The organism is Halarcobacter sp. (assembly GCF_963676935.1).
In the GTDB taxonomy this organism is placed as follows: domain Bacteria; phylum Campylobacterota; class Campylobacteria; order Campylobacterales; family Arcobacteraceae; genus Halarcobacter.
Genome location: NZ_OY781470.1, coordinates 1,279,029 through 1,295,604, shown reverse-complemented (window position 1 = coordinate 1,295,604; position 16,576 = coordinate 1,279,029). Strand labels below are relative to the sequence as shown.

Genomic DNA, 16,576 nt, shown 5'->3' with positions numbered 1-16,576 from the left:
ACCTTCTTAACGCTTTTTAATATAATCTTATAGGAAAGATATATAATAACAGGCCAAGAAAGTAACCATATAAATGAACTTAAATACTCCATGCTATTCTCCTAATAATTGTGAGATGAACTTTCCATCTCTTCTTTTGTAATTTTTACTCTATCCATTTGATACCAAACATAAATAATATAGGCTAAAACAAATGGTACCATCAAAGAAACATAAGACATTGTAGTTAATGTATAATGGCTACCTGAACTATTTACAATAGTTAAAGAACTCTGTAAACTTGAAATAGATGGATAATATGAGGTATTATTTAATCCCACATTTAAAAATAGTGCCATTACGGTTAAAACTACACCTAAACCACCTGTTTTAATGCAGCATGTTTTATTAAAATGTATAGTAAGAAATACTGCAACTACAACAAATAAAACACCCACAAGAAACATGAAAAAAACAATTGGCATCTCAATAAAATTTATAAAATATTTATACTCTTGAATAAACATAATTCCGTTTGAATCATAAGCAAAACCATCTTTTGTAAAAAGATAAAATAAAAAAATTAAGAAAAAAACTAAAAATATTGGCATATCAATTTTTATACTTTTTATCGCTCTTTGTCTAATAGTATTATTATCTATATTATTTATAAAATATAAAGCTCCTGTTATTCTAACTAAGAAAAAAAGTGAGAAACCTAAAGATAAATTAAAAAGATTAAATGCAGCTTCTAAGCCCCTTAAAGAACTATCCCAATGAGAGAAATTATTTTCATCAACACTAAAGTTTGAACCTGAAAAAAATGTTGCAATTGCAATACCTAAAAGAATAACTCCCAAACTACCATTTATATATAAAAATATTTCATAAGTTTTTTGACCTAAAAAATTATCTTCTTTTTTTCTATACTCATAACTAACAGCTTGAATAATAAAACAAAAAAGAATTGAGATCCAAACCCAATAGGCTCCTCCGAAACTTGTAGAATAAAATAAAGGAAATGCTGCAAATAAAGCTCCACCAAAAAGAACCAATGTAGTAAAACCCAATTCCCATTTTCTACCAAGTGAATTTATCAGCATTGTTTTTAAAACTTCATCACCTTTTGAGATTCGTCCTAATAAAGTTTGTCCCCCTTGTACAAACATTATAAAAGCAAATAAACCACCAAGTAAAGAGATTATAATCCACCAATATTGTTGTAATTGTAATAATGTAAGTTCTTCAAACATCTTAGTGTCCCCCTTCTATTCCAAGTTTTATCTGTTTTATCATAATTTTTATTTCAGCAATTAAAAGTGCTGTAAATAAAAAGGCAAACATAAAGAATGTAATTTGTACATTAGAAGATGCGATATCAGTAACTGCAATACCAACTGGCATTAAATCTTGTATTGCCCAAGGCTGTCTACCAACCTCTGCAACAATCCAACCTGCTTCACTTGCAATATAACCTAAAGGTATAGATGCAACTGCACTAATAAGTAATTTTTTTCTTAATAAAATATCTTGTTTTAATGTAAAATATAAAATCAAACTAAAAAGAACTAAAAACCAACTACCTAAAGCAACCATTATATGAAAAGAATAAAATGTAATTCCAACAGGTGGTACAATATCCTCTGGTTTTTCTAAGTGTCCATATCCAAAATACTTAATATTTTCTTCTAAAGTTTTTTCAAATTTTTGCATATTTGAAACATTATTCTCTTTTTTAGCTTTTTTATAATTTTTTAATGCTTCAATTGCTATTTTACCTTTTTGTATTTTAGATTCTACAGATTCAATTTCATATTCCTTATTTCCATAAACTAAATCTTTTAAACCTGGAACAAAGGCATTTATATCATGATATGCTAAAAAAGATAGAGCATAAGGTGCTTCTATTTCAAAAAGATATGTTTCTTCATCATTATTAACATTTTTCTTAGGGTTTAAAACACCTATCCCTACTAATCCAGCTTTTTCTTTCCCCTCATATAAACCTTCCATTGCAGCTAATTTTACTGGTTGTTTTAAAGCAACTTGATGGGCTGATTCATCACCTGTTAGAATAACAAAAATTGAAGTTATTACCCCAAATGCTGCTCCAACAACAATTGATCTTTTTGCAAAGGTAATTTCTCTTCTTTTTAATAAAAACCAAGCAGATATACCAACAACAAATAATGAAGCTACAATATAACCACTTGATATAGTATGTAAAAATTTGATTATAGCAACTGGCGAAAGAATTACATCCCAAAAATTTGACATCTCATTTCTTACAGTATCTGGATTAAACTTCATACCCACAGGATATTGCATCCAACCATTAGCAACTAAAATCCAAAGTGCACTCAAATTTGACCCAATTGCAACCAACCAAGTTGATAAAAGATGAAAACCTTTAGTAACTTTATCCCAGCCAAAAAACATTACTGCAAAAAAAGTTGATTCCATAAAGAAAGCTAATATCCCTTCAACAGCTAAAGGTGCACCAAATATATCCCCTACAAACCAAGAGTAATTTGCCCAGTTAGTACCAAACTCAAACTCCATTATAATACCTGTAGCAACTCCTATTGCAAAATTAATAGCAAATAATCCCATCCAAAATTTTGTAATTTTTTTCCAAAATTCATCACCTGTTTTAACATATATTGTTTCCATAAAAGCAACAATAAAACCTAATCCAAGAGTTAATGGAATAAAAAGCCAATGGTATATTGCAGTTAATGCAAATTGAGCCCTTGACCAATCTATTAAATGCTCTTCCATATCTATTCCTTTGTCAAATTCTTATAAACAAATTCAATTTTTTGACTATTAGATTTATATTCACTATTTATTGATTTATCATATATAAAAAGGTTAAGTATAGTAAATATTATAAGTATTTTAATAATTACTATTTTCCATAAAGTTTTTCCTAAAGTAAGGTTTTTAAAACCATCGATATATAAATTTAATATTTTATTGTATTTGTTCATCTTATAATTCTTTTATAATTATTACTTATTCGAATTATACAACTTTAATATTAAGTAAAAGTTAATTTTATTATAACTTAGGATTATAATACTAAATATATAAGTAAGAATATTATGTATAAAATATTTTTACTTTAGTTCTGTAAATAATAGTATTTAGGCTTTTCTTAGTATTTTAGTATTTACAACTGCAATATCATTTAAGCAATTAAAGATTTCTGAAGTTAATTCTTCAATATATTTTGCTTTTTCTTTTAATTCATTATTATTTGCTTTTTTAGCATTTAAATCCATAAATTTTTGAACTGCATCATGTACTGCCTCATGTTTTTCTTTTAAAATTTTCCATTCAGAAGAGTTTATAAACTCTTTGTTACTTTCTTGAGTATTAACAATCCATTTCCCTAGATTACAATTTGTATATTTAGTTACATCCACATCTCTAAACTCATTTAAAAAAGAAAAGTGCTTTTTCTTGAAATTTATATGGTCATTTTTATATTTTGATATATTTTGAATCAAATCAACATCATCAACCATATAATAATATTTTTCATTTATTTGTGCCTTTTGAGTAATTCCTAATAGTCTTGATGATAATTTTTCCACCTCTTTTGACAAATTATCAATATTTGAAGATGTTGTTGCATTTTTTTGTGTCATCATATCTAAAGTTGTAATTGCATCATTAATTTGAACCATCCCATTTTCTTGTTCTTTTATTGCTGTTGATACATTATCAATTATACTTTTTGTATCTTCAATTTTTTCAGAAAGTTTTCCATAACCTTTAATCATATTATTTGTAATACTTTTCCCTTCTAAAGATTTATTTGATGCTTCTTCAACTAAAGTTTTTATTGTTTTTGCAGCTTCTGCAGAACGACTTGCTAAATTTCTAACTTCTTGAGCTACAACAGCAAACCCTTTTCCTGCTTCTCCAGCAGTAGCAGCTTCAACGGCTGCATTAAGTGACAAAATATTTGTTTGAAAAGATATTTGATCAATAATAGATATCGCTTCACTAATCGCACTAACCTTTTCATTTATTTCATCCATTGATGAAACAGTTTTTAACGCTTGTTCATTACCTATTTTTGCAGTTTGATTCAATTCATCAGAGATACTAAGCATTTTAGATACATCATTACTGCTTGATTTCATATTACTTGTGATTTGTTCAATAGATGCCGCTGTTTCTTCTAAGGAACTTGCTTGCTCATTTGCACTATTTGATAGACTATTTGATGAAGAAGTTAAAACTCTTGTATTGCTTTCTAACTCTTTACCAGCATTTGTAATCATCGCAATTAATTGAGAAATTGATTGACCTAAAAGAACTGAACCAGCTGACAGACTACCAAAATCTCCATACATACCAATTTTTTGATTCTCTGAAAGTCTAAAATCATATTTACCAACTGCATAATTATCTAAAACAAGATTAATATTATCAACTTTTTGTTTTGTATATGAAATCATTTGATTTATTATTACTCTTAAAGATTCAACTTCATTTGTCGCACCTTTTTGATTTATATTGTATTCTAAAAAACCATTTGAAACTTTTTCAACTACATCTGTAATCTCTGCTACAACTTCTCTATCCTGTTCAATTATTGATTTAACTTTTTGCATTTGTTTATTCATATGTTCATTCATTTTTGCAAATTCATCTTTTCCATTAACTTCAATCGGTTTAAGATAGTCTTTTTCCCTAATTACATATTGAAATGAATACTCTAAATCTTTTTCAAACTCTTTTAATGCAAGAACAATTTTTCTAGTAATATAACTACTTACTATAAATACAACTAGAAGTAAAACTAAAATTATGACACTAGTTAAAATAAAACTATTTGACAATTGATTGGTTTTATTTTCAATATATTTTTCTATTTCATCTGAAATATTTTTTCCTTTTTGTGAAAAAAACTCAATACGCTTAGTTGAATCATTAAACCATTTATTAAAATTCACCCCATAAATATTATTGTTTAATTGTTTTAAAGCATTAATTGCTTCACTATCATCAACTTGAATAATAGTATTAATCTCATTTGTGTTTTTTCCACTTAAGATAGCTTCTTGTATATCAAGAGTATATCCCATATATTCATCAAATATATTCTTCAATTGTTTTACTAAACGTTTTTCTTCTTTTGTTGTACCTTTTATCCTTCTATATTTATTTAATTCTCTTGAGATACTAGAATGATATCTTTGTAATCTATTTAGATTTTTTGGATCTTTATTTAGTATATAATCTTTAAAAGTTTGAATAAAACCTCCAAAACCAGCTAAACTAGTCACTCTTGAAATTATTTCATTTTTTATTGCTTTATTTTCTATTATTTTTCTAAAATCCTCAACCTCTTTACAACTATCACAACTTTTTAAATCTTTCAATAAAAGTTCATTCTCTTTTTCATTTAAAACATCTTTATATAAAGATATATATATATTTTGAGATGAAAAACTTGAAATATACTCAGAATAATCTCTATAATCAAGTATCCCTTTTTCAAATATCTCCCTTAGTATTCTTCTTTCAAGAGATGAAAACTCAGTTATCTTTACAATAGCTAAATAAGCTTGCAACTTTTTAGATAAAACTCCATCGTTATTGTATGTTTGTGAATCATCTATAAAAAACAGAAGTTTGTTGTTAAGTTGTTTATAATAATCAAGTAACTCCTTGTTACCAATAGCTATCTCATTAACTTTTTTTCTGATCTCTTTTAATTTTCCAAAATCTTTTTTAACATCTAAAATCTTTTTTTCAATATTTGTCGAGTATTGTTTTACATCAAATGTAATTAAAAAGTTATCTATTTTATTAATTTTATCATCAGTGTTTTTTCTAACTGATTTTAAATCTTTTGAAAACTTCTTACCATATGTATTAATAAATATTAAACTATATTCTCTCTCATCTTGTATTGATTGTAATAAATTACTTGAAAGTAAAGAAAACTCTATATATTCTTTTGATTTATTAAGGTTATTTTTCTCTTTAATCTTTTCATAAATATTTTCACTAGAGAGAAAAATTATTGCGAATATAGGTAAAGCTAAGATAAGTTTTATTTTATTTTTTAAAGATAGATTATTCATATACACTCCAAATTAATTGTAATTTGAAGTGTATCTTTTTCTTATTACATATTAGTTACAAATAATTTTTTGAAACAATATTATTTATTCATATTTTCAATAGCTAAAAGTCCTTTATTACATTCATTTAAATAGGAATCACCAAATAAATTATAATGATTTAAATAGTGATATAAATTATAAATAATTTTTTTATTATTATATTCAGATGAGAGAGGCAAAGTATTATTATATGTTTCATAAAACTTATTACTAAAACCACCAAACATCTCAGTCATTGCTATATCTACTTCTCTATCTGCGAAATAAACCGCAGGGTCAATTAAATATATTTTTTCTGAGAAAAGAACATTTCCCGACCATAAATCCCCGTGAACTAATGAAGCATAATCAGTATTTGAGTTTAAAAAATCTATAATATTTTCTTTTTCTTGATTAAGTATAATTAAAAAATCTTCTTTTATAATCTTATTTTCTATCTTCTGAACTTGATATAAAAGTCTATACTTGTAAAAAAATTCACCCCAATTATTTGAAAAAATATTATTTTGATTAGATAAGCCTATGTAGTTATTATATTCCAAACCATAGGAATTAAATTTTAATTCATGTAGTTTTGCTAAAGAGTATGCAAAAGTTTCCATTTGACTTTCATCGGGATAATTATATACGATTTTTTCTAATACAAGTTCTTGTTTTGTAACACTATAAACCTTTGGAATATTAAGATTACAATTTTTGGCAGTTTTAATATATTTATTTAATAATTCTAATCCTTTAAATTCTTTGATTAAAGAATCATTGTTATAAGGATTAGTTTTTACAAACATTAATCTAATTTGTTTTTAGCAATATTAATATCGTTTTCATATTTAAAAATCATATAATCAAAAAGTGTAGCCTCAATATTTTTACTAAAAAACATTTTCATCTCTAATAGTCTATAGCAAACTCTAAAAAAAGCAGTAAAAGGCATCAAATAACTAATAATTGTTTCATATTTTCTATATGGATAATATTTATCAAATTCAAATTTTAAACGACTAAGTATCTTATTCTCTTGTAAAAGTTGCTCTTTTGTTTTTGAATTCATAGATCTTATACCAATAATCAAATTTATAAAAAACATTAATAAGTTTAAACTCCATCCATAAACAAAAATATCTGCGTAGCTCATTAAGTTTCCTCATTAATAAAAAGTAGTAATAAGATTCTATCAAATTATTATTTAATTTTCTGAAGAAATTTTATATGATATTTTTGTATAATACGAACTTTAAAGGAAACAAATGAAACTTCTTGAAGAGAATATTACTTTAACTGTAGATGAAAATTACATTATTGAAACACTAAGTCTAAATGATAAAAAAATACTTGAACTTGGCTGTGGCGCAGCTGTAATGACTCAAAAGATTGCAGCTTCTGGTTTTAGTAGAGATATTATTGCTTGTGATGTTGATAAAATTCAACATGAAAAAAACTTAAAACTTGATATTCCAAATATAAAATTTCTATTATCTGGAGCTGAAAATATAAAATTAAAAGATAACAGTATAGATGTTATTTTTATGTTTAAATCGTTTCATCATATACCAAAAGACTTAATGAAAAAGTCTTTGAAAGAGATAAAAAGGGTATTAAAGCCAAATGGTTTAGTATATATTTCAGAACCACTATTTATGGGAAAACAAAATGAGCTTGTATCTATTTTTCATAATGAAGAAGATGTAAGAGTTGATGCTTTTAATGCAATTAAAGAGTTTGTAGATAATAATGAATTAAAACTGTTTAAAGAGTTTTTCTTTCAAACAGAAGTTGTATATAAAAACTTTGAAGATTTTAAAAAAAGACAAATGCATACAAGTTACAATGACCATAATATAACAAAAGAGATAGTAGAAGAAGTTAAAAAAAGATATGAAGAACTTAGTAAAGAAGAGTTATCTTTATTAAAACCTTTTAGAGTAGATATCTTACAAAAAGTATAGAAGAGAGAATAATGACACAAAACGAATATAATGAAAAAATTGAAACTTTAATTAATTGGGCAAAGGCATATTATGTTTATGATAATCCTGTAGCAACAGATGAAGAGTATGATAAACTTGCTAGGGTTTGTTTAGCCTATGAACAAGAAAACCCAGAAAAAAGCCATCCCAATTCACCAAATAAAAGAGTTGGTGGTTTTGTATTAGAAGGATTTGAAAAAGCTTCTCATCTTTCAAGAATGTGGTCACAAGAAGATGTTTTTAATACAAAAGAGTTAGAAGATTGGATAACTAGAGCAAAAAAAGTAAATACTAATTTGGAATTTTATTGTGAACCAAAATTTGATGGAGCTAGTTTAAATCTAATTTATGAAAATGGAATGTTAAAACAAGCTATTACAAGAGGTGATGGAAGTATTGGAGAAGATGTTACAAATAATGTAAAAACAATTCACTCTATTCCACTTCAAATAAAAGAAAAATCTTTAATAGAGATTCGTGGTGAGATAGTAATTAGAAAAAAAGATTTTGAACAAATAAACCAAGAAAGACTTCAAAACAATGAAGCCCTATTTGCAAACCCAAGAAATGCAGCTTCAGGAAGTTTAAGACAATTAGATCCAAGTATTACAGCAAAAAGAAAACTATTTTTCAATGTATGGGGAGTTGGACAAAACTCTTTAGAAAGTAAAAGCTATAGTCAAATGATGGAATATATTTATTCTTTGGGTTTTGTTAAACCTCCTATGCAAACTATAGCAAAAGATGTTGAAGAGATTGAAAAGATATACCATGAAATAATCAAAGCTAGAGATAATATTGAGATGATGTTAGATGGTATGGTAATTAAAATTGACGATATAGAAACGCAAGAAGAGTTAGGATATACAGTAAAATTTCCTAAATGGTCTTGTGCATATAAATTCCCAGCAGTTGAAAAAACAACAAAAATAAAAGATATAGCTTTACAAGTTGGAAGAACTGGTGTTATCACTCCTGTAGCTATAGTTGAACCAACATTAATTGATGGTTCAACAGTAAGTCGTGCAACACTACACAATTTTGATGAGATTCAAAGACTTGATTTAAAAATAAATGATGAAGTAATTATCATAAAAAGTGGTGATATTATTCCAAAAATCACAAAAGTATTTTATGATAGAAGAGATGATACACAAATTGATATCTCTAGACCTACCTCTTGCCCTACTTGTGAAAGTGAGGTTTTAGACGAAGGGACAATGATAAAATGTCAAAATCTAGATTGTCCTAGTAAAGTTGTTAATTCTATAATCTATTTTGCTTCTAAAAACTGTATGAATATTGATGGTTTAGGAAATAAAATAGTTGAATTATTAGTAAAAGAGAAAAAGATATTTGATATTTTAGATTTATACTCTTTAAAATATGAAGATTTAGAAAATCTAGAAGGATTTAAAGAGAAAAAAATAAATAACCTTCTAAATGCAATAGAAAATACAAAAGGAACAGAACTTCATAGAGTAATAAATGCCTTAGGTATTGAACATATAGGGGAAGTTGCTTCTAAACAAATCTGCTTAGAATTTGGACTTAATGTTATAAATATAGATTATGATTCTTTAGTATCTCTTGATGGTATTGGTGAACAAATGGCAAACTCTTTTTGCGAATTTATGAGAGTAAATAAAGAGTTGGTAGAAAAACTTATTTCTATAATTAATCCAAAAGTTGAAGAAAAAGTTGAAGTTCAAGAAAATGCTTTTAAAGGTAAAACTGTAGTTTTAACCGGTACTATGAGTAGAAGTAGAGGTGTTATAAAAAAAGAGCTTGAAGCTTTAGGGGCAAAAGTTAGTTCATCTGTATCTAAAAAGACTGATTATTTAATTTTTGGTGAAGATGCAGGGAGTAAATATGATAAGGCAATAGAATTAAATGTAACTGCTTTAACTGAACAACAAATGCAAGAGATGATTTAATTCATCCTTGCAAATAATTTTCAAAATAATTTTATTTTTTAATTTAATACTTACACACTTGTTACTTTTTTCTATATTTTTCTCAATCTATAAGCAAAATTTATAAATTTTGCTTAAATTCTTCAATTAATATTCTATAATAAATTATAACAATTTGAAGGCTGTGAAAATGAGTGAAAATTATAGAAGGGAAAAATCATTAACAATGACAATGTTAATGACACCAGAAAAAGCTAATTTTACTGGTAACAATGTCCATGGTGGAGAAATCCTTAAAATGCTAGACCACGTTGCATATGCCTGTGCTGCAAGATATACAGGTATGTATGCAGTAACTTTATCAGTTGATATGGTATTATTTAAAAACCCTATAAAAATAGGTTCTTTAGTAACATTTCATGCTTCAGTAAATTATACTGGAAGAACATCTATGGAAATTGGTATTAAAGTTATTTCAGAAGATATTAAAGACCATACAATAAAAAATACAAATGTTTGTTACTTTACAATGATTGCAATGGATGAAAATGGAAATCCTACTTCTGTACCTAAATTAGAACCAGAAACAGAAGATGAAAAAAGAAGATACAATGATGCTATAAAAAGAAGGGAAATTAGAATGGCATCAAAACACTCTAAATAAAAGAAGAGAATTAATTCTCTTCTTTACTTTCAATATATTCTTCGTAGCTACCTTTAAAGTCTACAATTGAACCATCAGGTTGAATTTCAATAATTCTATTAGCATATGCGTCTAATAATTCCCTATCGTGTGATACACAAATTACAGAACCAGGATACTCTAGTAATCCTTCTCCAAGTGCAATAATAGCTTCAAGATCAAGGTGATTTGTAGGTTCATCAAGAACCATAAAATTTGGTTGCTCAAGCATAATTTTTGATAACATCATTCTATGCTTTTCTCCCCCTGAACAAGATTTTACTTTTTTCTCTTGCTCTTGACCGTTGAATAACATTCTTCCTAAACAGTTTCTAATCTCAGCAATATCAGCATCTCTATCAAAATCTCTTAACCAATCATATAAAGTCATATCTCCATCAATAATATCAGTAGCATTTTGAGGGAAATAACCATTTTGAATAGTTGCACCCCAATGAACTTCACCTGAATCTGCTTTTACATTTCCTACTAAAATCTCACATAAAGTTGTTTTACCGATACCATTTGGACCTATTAGAGCAATTTTATCACCTTTTTCAAGTGAAAATGAAATATCATTTAATACAACTTCTCCATCATAAGATTTAGAGATATTGCTAACTGTTAAAATCTCTTTACCAACTTCTCTTTTTTGTCTAAAGATAATTGAAGGATCACGTCTGCTTGAGATTTGAATTGCACCAACGTCAAGTTTATCAAGTTGTTTTTGTCTTGAAGTTGCTTGTTTTGCTTTTGAAGCATTTGCAGAGAATCTAGCGATAAATTTTTCTAACTCTTCTTTCTCTTTTTGTTTTTTATTCATATCAGCTTGTTGTTGTTTTGCCAATACAGTTGAAGCAATATACCAATCATCATAATTACCAGTAAATTCTCTAATTTGTTTATAATCAACATCTAAAATATGTGTACAAACAGCATTTAAAAAGTGTCTATCGTGAGAGATTACAACCATAGTACCATCATGATGTTGTAATTGATTTTCTAACCAACCAATTGTTTTAATATCAAGGTTATTTGTAGGCTCATCCAGGAATAAAATATCTGGTTTTGGGAAAAGCACTTGTGCTAATAAAACTTTAAATTTATCTCCACCTGTAATTGAACTCATTAGATCTTGATGCATCTCAGCAGGAAAACCTAAATCTTCTAAGATTTTAGTAATTTTTATATCATATTCATAAGTTGGGTCTTCTTCAACACTAATAATCTCTAATTCTGCTAATCTGTTATTGATTTCATCAGTGAACTCTTCACTCATGTAAAGTTTTTCTTTCTCTTTTATTGCATCATATAATCTTTTATTTCCTAAAAGAACAGTATCAAAAAGTGTGTAATTTTCATATGCAAATTGGTTTTGTCCTAATGTCCCAATTTTTTTACCACTTTGAACTTGAATATCACCCTCTGTTGCATCTTCAATCCCAGAAAGAATTTTTAAAAAAGTTGTTTTACCAGCACCATTTGCACCAATTAAACCATATCTTTTTCCTGTATCTAGTTTTAAGTTTATATCTTGAAACAGCACTCTAGGACCAAATGCTTTCTTTAAATTAACTACTTGTAACATATATTAAACTCCATTTCTTTTTATGGCGGGATTATATCAAAACTTGACTAATAATATCAAAAACCTTAATTTCTCTTCTTATAAAAAAGAAAATACTTCAAAATCTCTACTATAAAGATAATAAAAAAAGATACTAAAACTATAAATCCCCAACTATATAAGGATAAAGAAGTTGTACCAAAAGCACTATTAAACAAAGAACTGTTTGTAAATAAGATTTGTAAAATAATCATTAAAAAAACACCGTAAAGAAGATATCTATTATCAAAAGGGTTTATTTTAAACGTTGATTTTTCTAAATTTTTACAAGTAAAAAGATAAAAAATTTCTATAAATACAAAAATATTAACGGCTACCGTTCTTGCATACTCCTCATTTGCACCTTTGTTTATATAATACTCAAAGATTGTGGTTGAAGATATAAACATATAAAATCCTACAGTTAACATCATAATAATCAGTTCTTTTGAAAGAATAGGAGTAGAAGGTATCCGTGGAGGTCTTGTCATAATATTTTCCTCTTTTTTTTCAAAAACCAACATAAGTCCTAAAAATATTGCGGTGGTCATATTTATCCATAAAATCTGAACAGGTAAAATAGGTAGACTAAAGCCAAGCATAATAGAAAACAAAATAACCAAGCCCTCTCCTAAATTTGTAGGAAGCGTCCAAGTTATAAATTTTATTAGATTATCAAATACATTTCTTCCCTCTTTTACCGCTTTTGCAATAGAACTAAAGTTATCATCGGTTAAAAGCATATCTGAAGCCTCTTTTGCAACTTCGGTTCCTGATTTTCCCATTGCTATTCCAATGTCTGCTTGTTTTAATGCAGGAGCATCATTTACCCCGTCTCCCGTCATTGCTACAATTTCTCCTCTTGCTTGTAAAGCATCAACTATTCTTAGCTTTTGTTCAGGTTCTACTCTTGCAAAAACTTTTGTAGTTTTAAGTTTTTCTATTAACTGTGTATCTGATAAGTTATGCAGCTCTTTTGCATTTAATGCCGTATCTTCAAATTTATCCTCTTTATTTAAAATATTCATCATTTTTGCAATAGAAAAGGCTGTAAGAGCATGATCTCCTGTAATCATAATAATATTTATTCCCGCAGTTTTACAAGCTTTTACAGACTCTATAGCTTCTTGTCTTGGAGGATCAATCATTGCAACAAGACCTAAAAATACAAAGTCATCTTTTAATCTGCTGTCTTCTATCTCATTCTCTTCTACTCTTTTTTTAGCAACGGCTAATACTCTAAGACCTTTTGATGCCAAACTTTTTGCTTCTTTTTCAATCTCGGCTAAATTGAATTTTATAGTTCCTTTTTGAGTTAACATATTGCTACATAAAGGTAATACTCTCTCAATAGAACCTTTTAGATGTATTTCATTTATCTGCTTTTCTTCATTTCTATTCAATGTTGCCATATATTGTCTATCAGACTCAAAAGGCAAAATATCCAATCTTTTATGAGCTTTATTTATTTCATACTCATTAATTTCCATTTTTAAAGCAGCCACAATCAAGGCTCCTTCAGTAGGATCTCCGCTAATTTCATATTCCTTATCTTTTTGTATTAAATATGCTTCATTACATAAATAAGAGGATAAAAGTGTTTCGTAAAGCTCTTTTGGAATTGTTTTTAATACTTTTTTATCTAAAAAAAACTCCCCTTTTGGCTCATACCCTACTCCTTTTACTTCATACAAAGAAGAAGCTGTAAAGATATTTGTAACAAACATCTTATTTTGGGTTAGAGTTCCTGTTTTATCCGAACATATAGTTGTTACACTTCCTAAAGTTTCTACTGCTGGTAGTTTTCTTATTATTGCATTTTTCTTTGCCATTTTATGAACACCGATAGCCAAAGTTATAGTTACAGCTGCTGGTAATCCTTCAGGTATTGCACCTACTGCTAAAGCAACGGAAGCCATAAAAATATCTACAAAACTATAATCTCGTAAAAGTCCTACTGCGAGAGTAACGGCTGCTAAAAGTAAAATTATATAAAGTAGTAACTTACTAAATTGAGAAATTTTTCTTGTCAAAGGTGTCTGTAAAGAGACACTTTCATGTATTAAATTTGCTATTTTTCCTACTTGAGTATGTTTAGCAGTTGCTATGACAATCCCTTTTGCTCTTCCGTATGTAACAAAAGTACCTGAATATATCATATTGTTTCTATCATTTAACAATGTCTTTTCATCCATTGTTTCTATGTTTTTCATTATAGGTAAAGATTCTCCTGTTAACATAGATTCATCTACTTTTAAATCTTTTACGTTTATTAATCTTATATCAGCAGGAACTTTGGAACCTGATTCTAAAATTACAATATCTCCTGGAACCAAATTTTTTGAAGAGATTTCATGTTTTTTACCTTCTCTTATTACTATTGCGTTTGTATCTATTAGATTTTTTAAAGATTCTATTGCCTCTTGCGCTTTTACTTCTTGGATAAAACTTACAACTACGTTTATTATAACAACCGCAAAAATTACACTGCTGTCAATATACTCTCCTAAAAGAAAAGTGATAAAAGAAGCAGCAAGAAGAATATAGATTAAGGCATTATGAAACTGCATAAAAAACTTTTTTAATTTCGTCTCTTTATTTTTTTGTTTAATCTCGTTTAAGCCGAAATACTCTTCTCTATGTTTAATATTTAAAGGGGACAGACCTTCAGTCTCATCACTTTCAAAAAGTTCCAATGTCTCTTCTAGACTCAAAGCGTGCCAATTTTCTCCAATCAAATGTTCCATTATATACTCCGATAAAAAATCCTTATATTTATTATTCTATGTTAATAATTCTTATAAGACTTTTAGAGAATAAAATTCAATATCATATAATAAGATTATTGTTAGAATAACTTTCAAAAAACTTAGAAGGGATTAGATGAAAACAGTTTTAACGATTGCAGGAAGTGACAGCAGTGGAGGAGCAGGTATTCAAGCAGATTTGAAAACCTTTGAAGCTTTCGGTGTATTTGGATGCAGTGCCCTTACGGTTTTAACTGCACAAAATACAAAAGGAGTTACAAATATACAAGAAGTTCCCGCAAGTTTCGTAAGAGAACAAATACAAACAGTTTTGGATGACTTTGAGATTAGTGCCATAAAAATAGGTATGCTTTTTTCAAATGAAATAATTAATACAGTAAGAGAGATTATCAAAGATTTAGATATACCAATTATATTTGACCCTGTTTTTATTTCAAAAGCTGGTTCAAAACTTTTAAATGATGATGCTGTAGAAAACTTAAAAACATTATTTAAATACTCTACAATAATAACTCCAAACCTTTATGAAGCAAAAGCATTATTTAATTATGATAAATTAGATGAAGAATCTATAAAAAAAATAAATAATTTGCCTTGTAAAGTTGTCATTAAAAATGACAAAGTTCAAAAAGATGAAAAGCTTTTAAGTATTGATACACTTTTTGAAGATAAAGAAAAAAAAGTTTTTTATACAAAATTAATTGATACAACAAATACCCATGGTACTGGATGTAGTTTTTCTAGTGCAATTACAGCAAATATTGCCTTAGGAAAATCTATTGAAGAATCTATAAAGATTTCAAAAGATTTTATCTACTATGCTGTCAAGAATGCTCCAAATATTGGTCATGGTATGGGACCAATAGCTCATAAGAAAGGATTTGAATGCTTAACAAACTAAAAGGACTTTATGTAATAACAGATAATGTTTTAACACCAAAAGATACAATGTTACAACAAGTTGAAAAGGCTTTACAAGGTGGAGCTAAAATAATTCAACTAAGAGATAAAAAAAATAGTGATGAAGATATAGAAAAAGAGGTCATTGTACTTCAAAATCTATGTAGAAGTTATAGAGCTCTTTTTATATTAAATGATAGGGTTGAACTAGCTATGAAGCTTCAATGTGATGGTTTACATGTAGGAAAAAGTGATTACCATAGAATGAAAGAGATAAGAACAAATTTTTTAGGATATTTAGGCGTTTCTTGTTATGGAGATATAAAAAAGGCAAAAGAGATGGAATATCTAGGAGTAGATTATGTTGCCTTTGGTTCGTTTTTTGCTTCTTCTACTAAACCAAATGCTGCAGTTGTAAATACAAATGTTATAAATGAAGCTAAAAATATCTTAAATATCCCAATATGTGCCATTGGTGGGATCACTACAAAAAATGTTTCAAAACTAATAGAACAAAAAGTAGATATGGTAGCAGTGATAAGTGATATTTGGAAAAGTGAAAATATAATATTAAAATGTGAAGAGTTTAAAAAACAATTAGGATAA

General features: G+C 27.3%; 13 protein-coding genes. 5 read left to right on the top strand and 8 right to left on the bottom strand.

Annotation, left to right across the window (positions count from 1 at the left end; all coding sequences use genetic code 11):
• Positions 1-101 precede the first annotated feature (101 nt).
• From cydB to ACKU4C_RS06270, 6 genes are all read right to left on the bottom strand, one after another.
• Positions 102-1,232, bottom strand: coding sequence for a cytochrome d ubiquinol oxidase subunit II (gene cydB, locus ACKU4C_RS06295; RefSeq protein WP_321315402.1), 1,131 nt, complete (start codon positions 1,230-1,232; stop codon positions 102-104).
• A 1-nt stretch (position 1,233) separates the two neighbouring features.
• Positions 1,234-2,760, bottom strand: a complete 1,527-nt coding sequence (locus tag ACKU4C_RS06290; RefSeq protein ID WP_321315401.1) for a cytochrome ubiquinol oxidase subunit I — start codon at positions 2,758-2,760, stop codon at positions 1,234-1,236.
• A gap of 2 nt (positions 2,761-2,762) precedes the next feature.
• Positions 2,763-2,972 (bottom strand): DUF4492 domain-containing protein, encoded by a 210-nt coding sequence (locus ACKU4C_RS06285; protein WP_321315399.1) that lies wholly within the window; start codon positions 2,970-2,972, stop codon positions 2,763-2,765.
• Positions 2,973-3,128: 156 nt separating this feature from the next.
• On the bottom strand, positions 3,129-6,089 hold the full coding sequence (locus ACKU4C_RS06280; protein WP_321315398.1) for a methyl-accepting chemotaxis protein: 2,961 nt from the start codon (positions 6,087-6,089) through the stop codon (positions 3,129-3,131).
• A gap of 80 nt (positions 6,090-6,169) precedes the next feature.
• Positions 6,170-6,919, bottom strand: coding sequence for a fructosamine kinase family protein (locus ACKU4C_RS06275; protein ID WP_321315397.1), 750 nt, complete (start codon positions 6,917-6,919; stop codon positions 6,170-6,172).
• Positions 6,919-7,266 (bottom strand): hypothetical protein, encoded by a 348-nt coding sequence (locus ACKU4C_RS06270; protein WP_321315395.1) that lies wholly within the window; start codon positions 7,264-7,266, stop codon positions 6,919-6,921. The genes ACKU4C_RS06275 and ACKU4C_RS06270 overlap by 1 nt, the downstream gene beginning before the upstream one ends.
• A gap of 112 nt (positions 7,267-7,378) precedes the next feature.
• Between ACKU4C_RS06270 and ACKU4C_RS06265 the strand changes: the two genes are divergently transcribed.
• The 3 genes from ACKU4C_RS06265 (at position 7,379) to ACKU4C_RS06255 (ending at position 10,678) form a co-directional block, all read left to right on the top strand.
• Entirely contained in the window at positions 7,379-8,077 is a 699-nt protein-coding gene (locus tag ACKU4C_RS06265) for a class I SAM-dependent methyltransferase (RefSeq protein WP_321315393.1), read from the top strand.
• 11 nt (positions 8,078-8,088) lie between these two features.
• Positions 8,089-10,035 carry an NAD-dependent DNA ligase LigA gene (gene ligA, locus ACKU4C_RS06260; RefSeq protein WP_321315392.1) on the top strand — a complete coding sequence of 649 codons (1,947 nt, stop codon included), beginning with the start codon at positions 8,089-8,091 and terminating at the stop codon, positions 10,033-10,035.
• A 169-nt stretch (positions 10,036-10,204) separates the two neighbouring features.
• The gene (locus tag ACKU4C_RS06255) at positions 10,205-10,678 is read left to right on the top strand and encodes an acyl-CoA thioesterase (protein ID WP_321315390.1); all 474 of its coding nucleotides are present in this window, start codon (positions 10,205-10,207) and stop codon (positions 10,676-10,678) included.
• Between the two features lie 10 nt (positions 10,679-10,688).
• Here ACKU4C_RS06255 and ACKU4C_RS06250 read toward each other — a convergent pair whose 3' ends face one another.
• Together ACKU4C_RS06250 and ACKU4C_RS06245 are read right to left on the bottom strand one after the other, a co-directional pair.
• Positions 10,689-12,284 carry an ATP-binding cassette domain-containing protein gene (locus tag ACKU4C_RS06250; protein ID WP_321315388.1) on the bottom strand — a complete coding sequence of 532 codons (1,596 nt, stop codon included), beginning with the start codon at positions 12,282-12,284 and terminating at the stop codon, positions 10,689-10,691.
• Positions 12,285-12,349: 65 nt separating this feature from the next.
• Positions 12,350-15,049, bottom strand: coding sequence for a cation-transporting P-type ATPase (locus ACKU4C_RS06245; RefSeq protein WP_321315386.1), 2,700 nt, complete (start codon positions 15,047-15,049; stop codon positions 12,350-12,352).
• Positions 15,050-15,185: 136 nt separating this feature from the next.
• Between ACKU4C_RS06245 and thiD the strand changes: the two genes are divergently transcribed.
• Complete coding sequence (gene thiD / locus ACKU4C_RS06240) at positions 15,186-15,971, top strand: bifunctional hydroxymethylpyrimidine kinase/phosphomethylpyrimidine kinase (protein WP_321315385.1); 786 nt, start codon at positions 15,186-15,188, stop codon at positions 15,969-15,971.
• Entirely contained in the window at positions 15,956-16,576 is a 621-nt protein-coding gene (gene thiE / locus ACKU4C_RS06235; protein ID WP_321315384.1) for a thiamine phosphate synthase, read from the top strand. Before thiD ends, thiE begins: the two co-directional genes overlap by 16 nt.

Excerpts from the sequence above, each read along its gene's own strand:
- cydB (WP_321315402.1), bottom strand. The coding sequence starts at position 1,232 with ATGTTTGAAGAACTTACATTATTACAATTACAACAATATTGGTGGATT.
- ACKU4C_RS06290 (WP_321315401.1), bottom strand. The coding sequence starts at position 2,760 with ATGGAAGAGCATTTAATAGATTGGTCAAGGGCTCAATTTGCATTAACT.
- ACKU4C_RS06285 (WP_321315399.1), bottom strand. The coding sequence starts at position 2,972 with ATGAACAAATACAATAAAATATTAAATTTATATATCGATGGTTTTAAA.
- ACKU4C_RS06280 (WP_321315398.1), bottom strand. The coding sequence starts at position 6,089 with ATGAATAATCTATCTTTAAAAAATAAAATAAAACTTATCTTAGCTTTA.
- ACKU4C_RS06275 (WP_321315397.1), bottom strand. The coding sequence starts at position 6,919 with ATGTTTGTAAAAACTAATCCTTATAACAATGATTCTTTAATCAAAGAA.
- ACKU4C_RS06270 (WP_321315395.1), bottom strand. The coding sequence starts at position 7,266 with ATGAGCTACGCAGATATTTTTGTTTATGGATGGAGTTTAAACTTATTA.
- ACKU4C_RS06265 (WP_321315393.1), top strand. The coding sequence starts at position 7,379 with ATGAAACTTCTTGAAGAGAATATTACTTTAACTGTAGATGAAAATTAC.
- ligA (WP_321315392.1), top strand. The coding sequence starts at position 8,089 with ATGACACAAAACGAATATAATGAAAAAATTGAAACTTTAATTAATTGG.
- ACKU4C_RS06255 (WP_321315390.1), top strand. The coding sequence starts at position 10,205 with ATGAGTGAAAATTATAGAAGGGAAAAATCATTAACAATGACAATGTTA.
- ACKU4C_RS06250 (WP_321315388.1), bottom strand. The coding sequence starts at position 12,284 with ATGTTACAAGTAGTTAATTTAAAGAAAGCATTTGGTCCTAGAGTGCTG.
- ACKU4C_RS06245 (WP_321315386.1), bottom strand. The coding sequence starts at position 15,049 with ATGGAACATTTGATTGGAGAAAATTGGCACGCTTTGAGTCTAGAAGAG.
- thiD (WP_321315385.1), top strand. The coding sequence starts at position 15,186 with ATGAAAACAGTTTTAACGATTGCAGGAAGTGACAGCAGTGGAGGAGCA.
- thiE (WP_321315384.1), top strand. The coding sequence starts at position 15,956 with ATGCTTAACAAACTAAAAGGACTTTATGTAATAACAGATAATGTTTTA.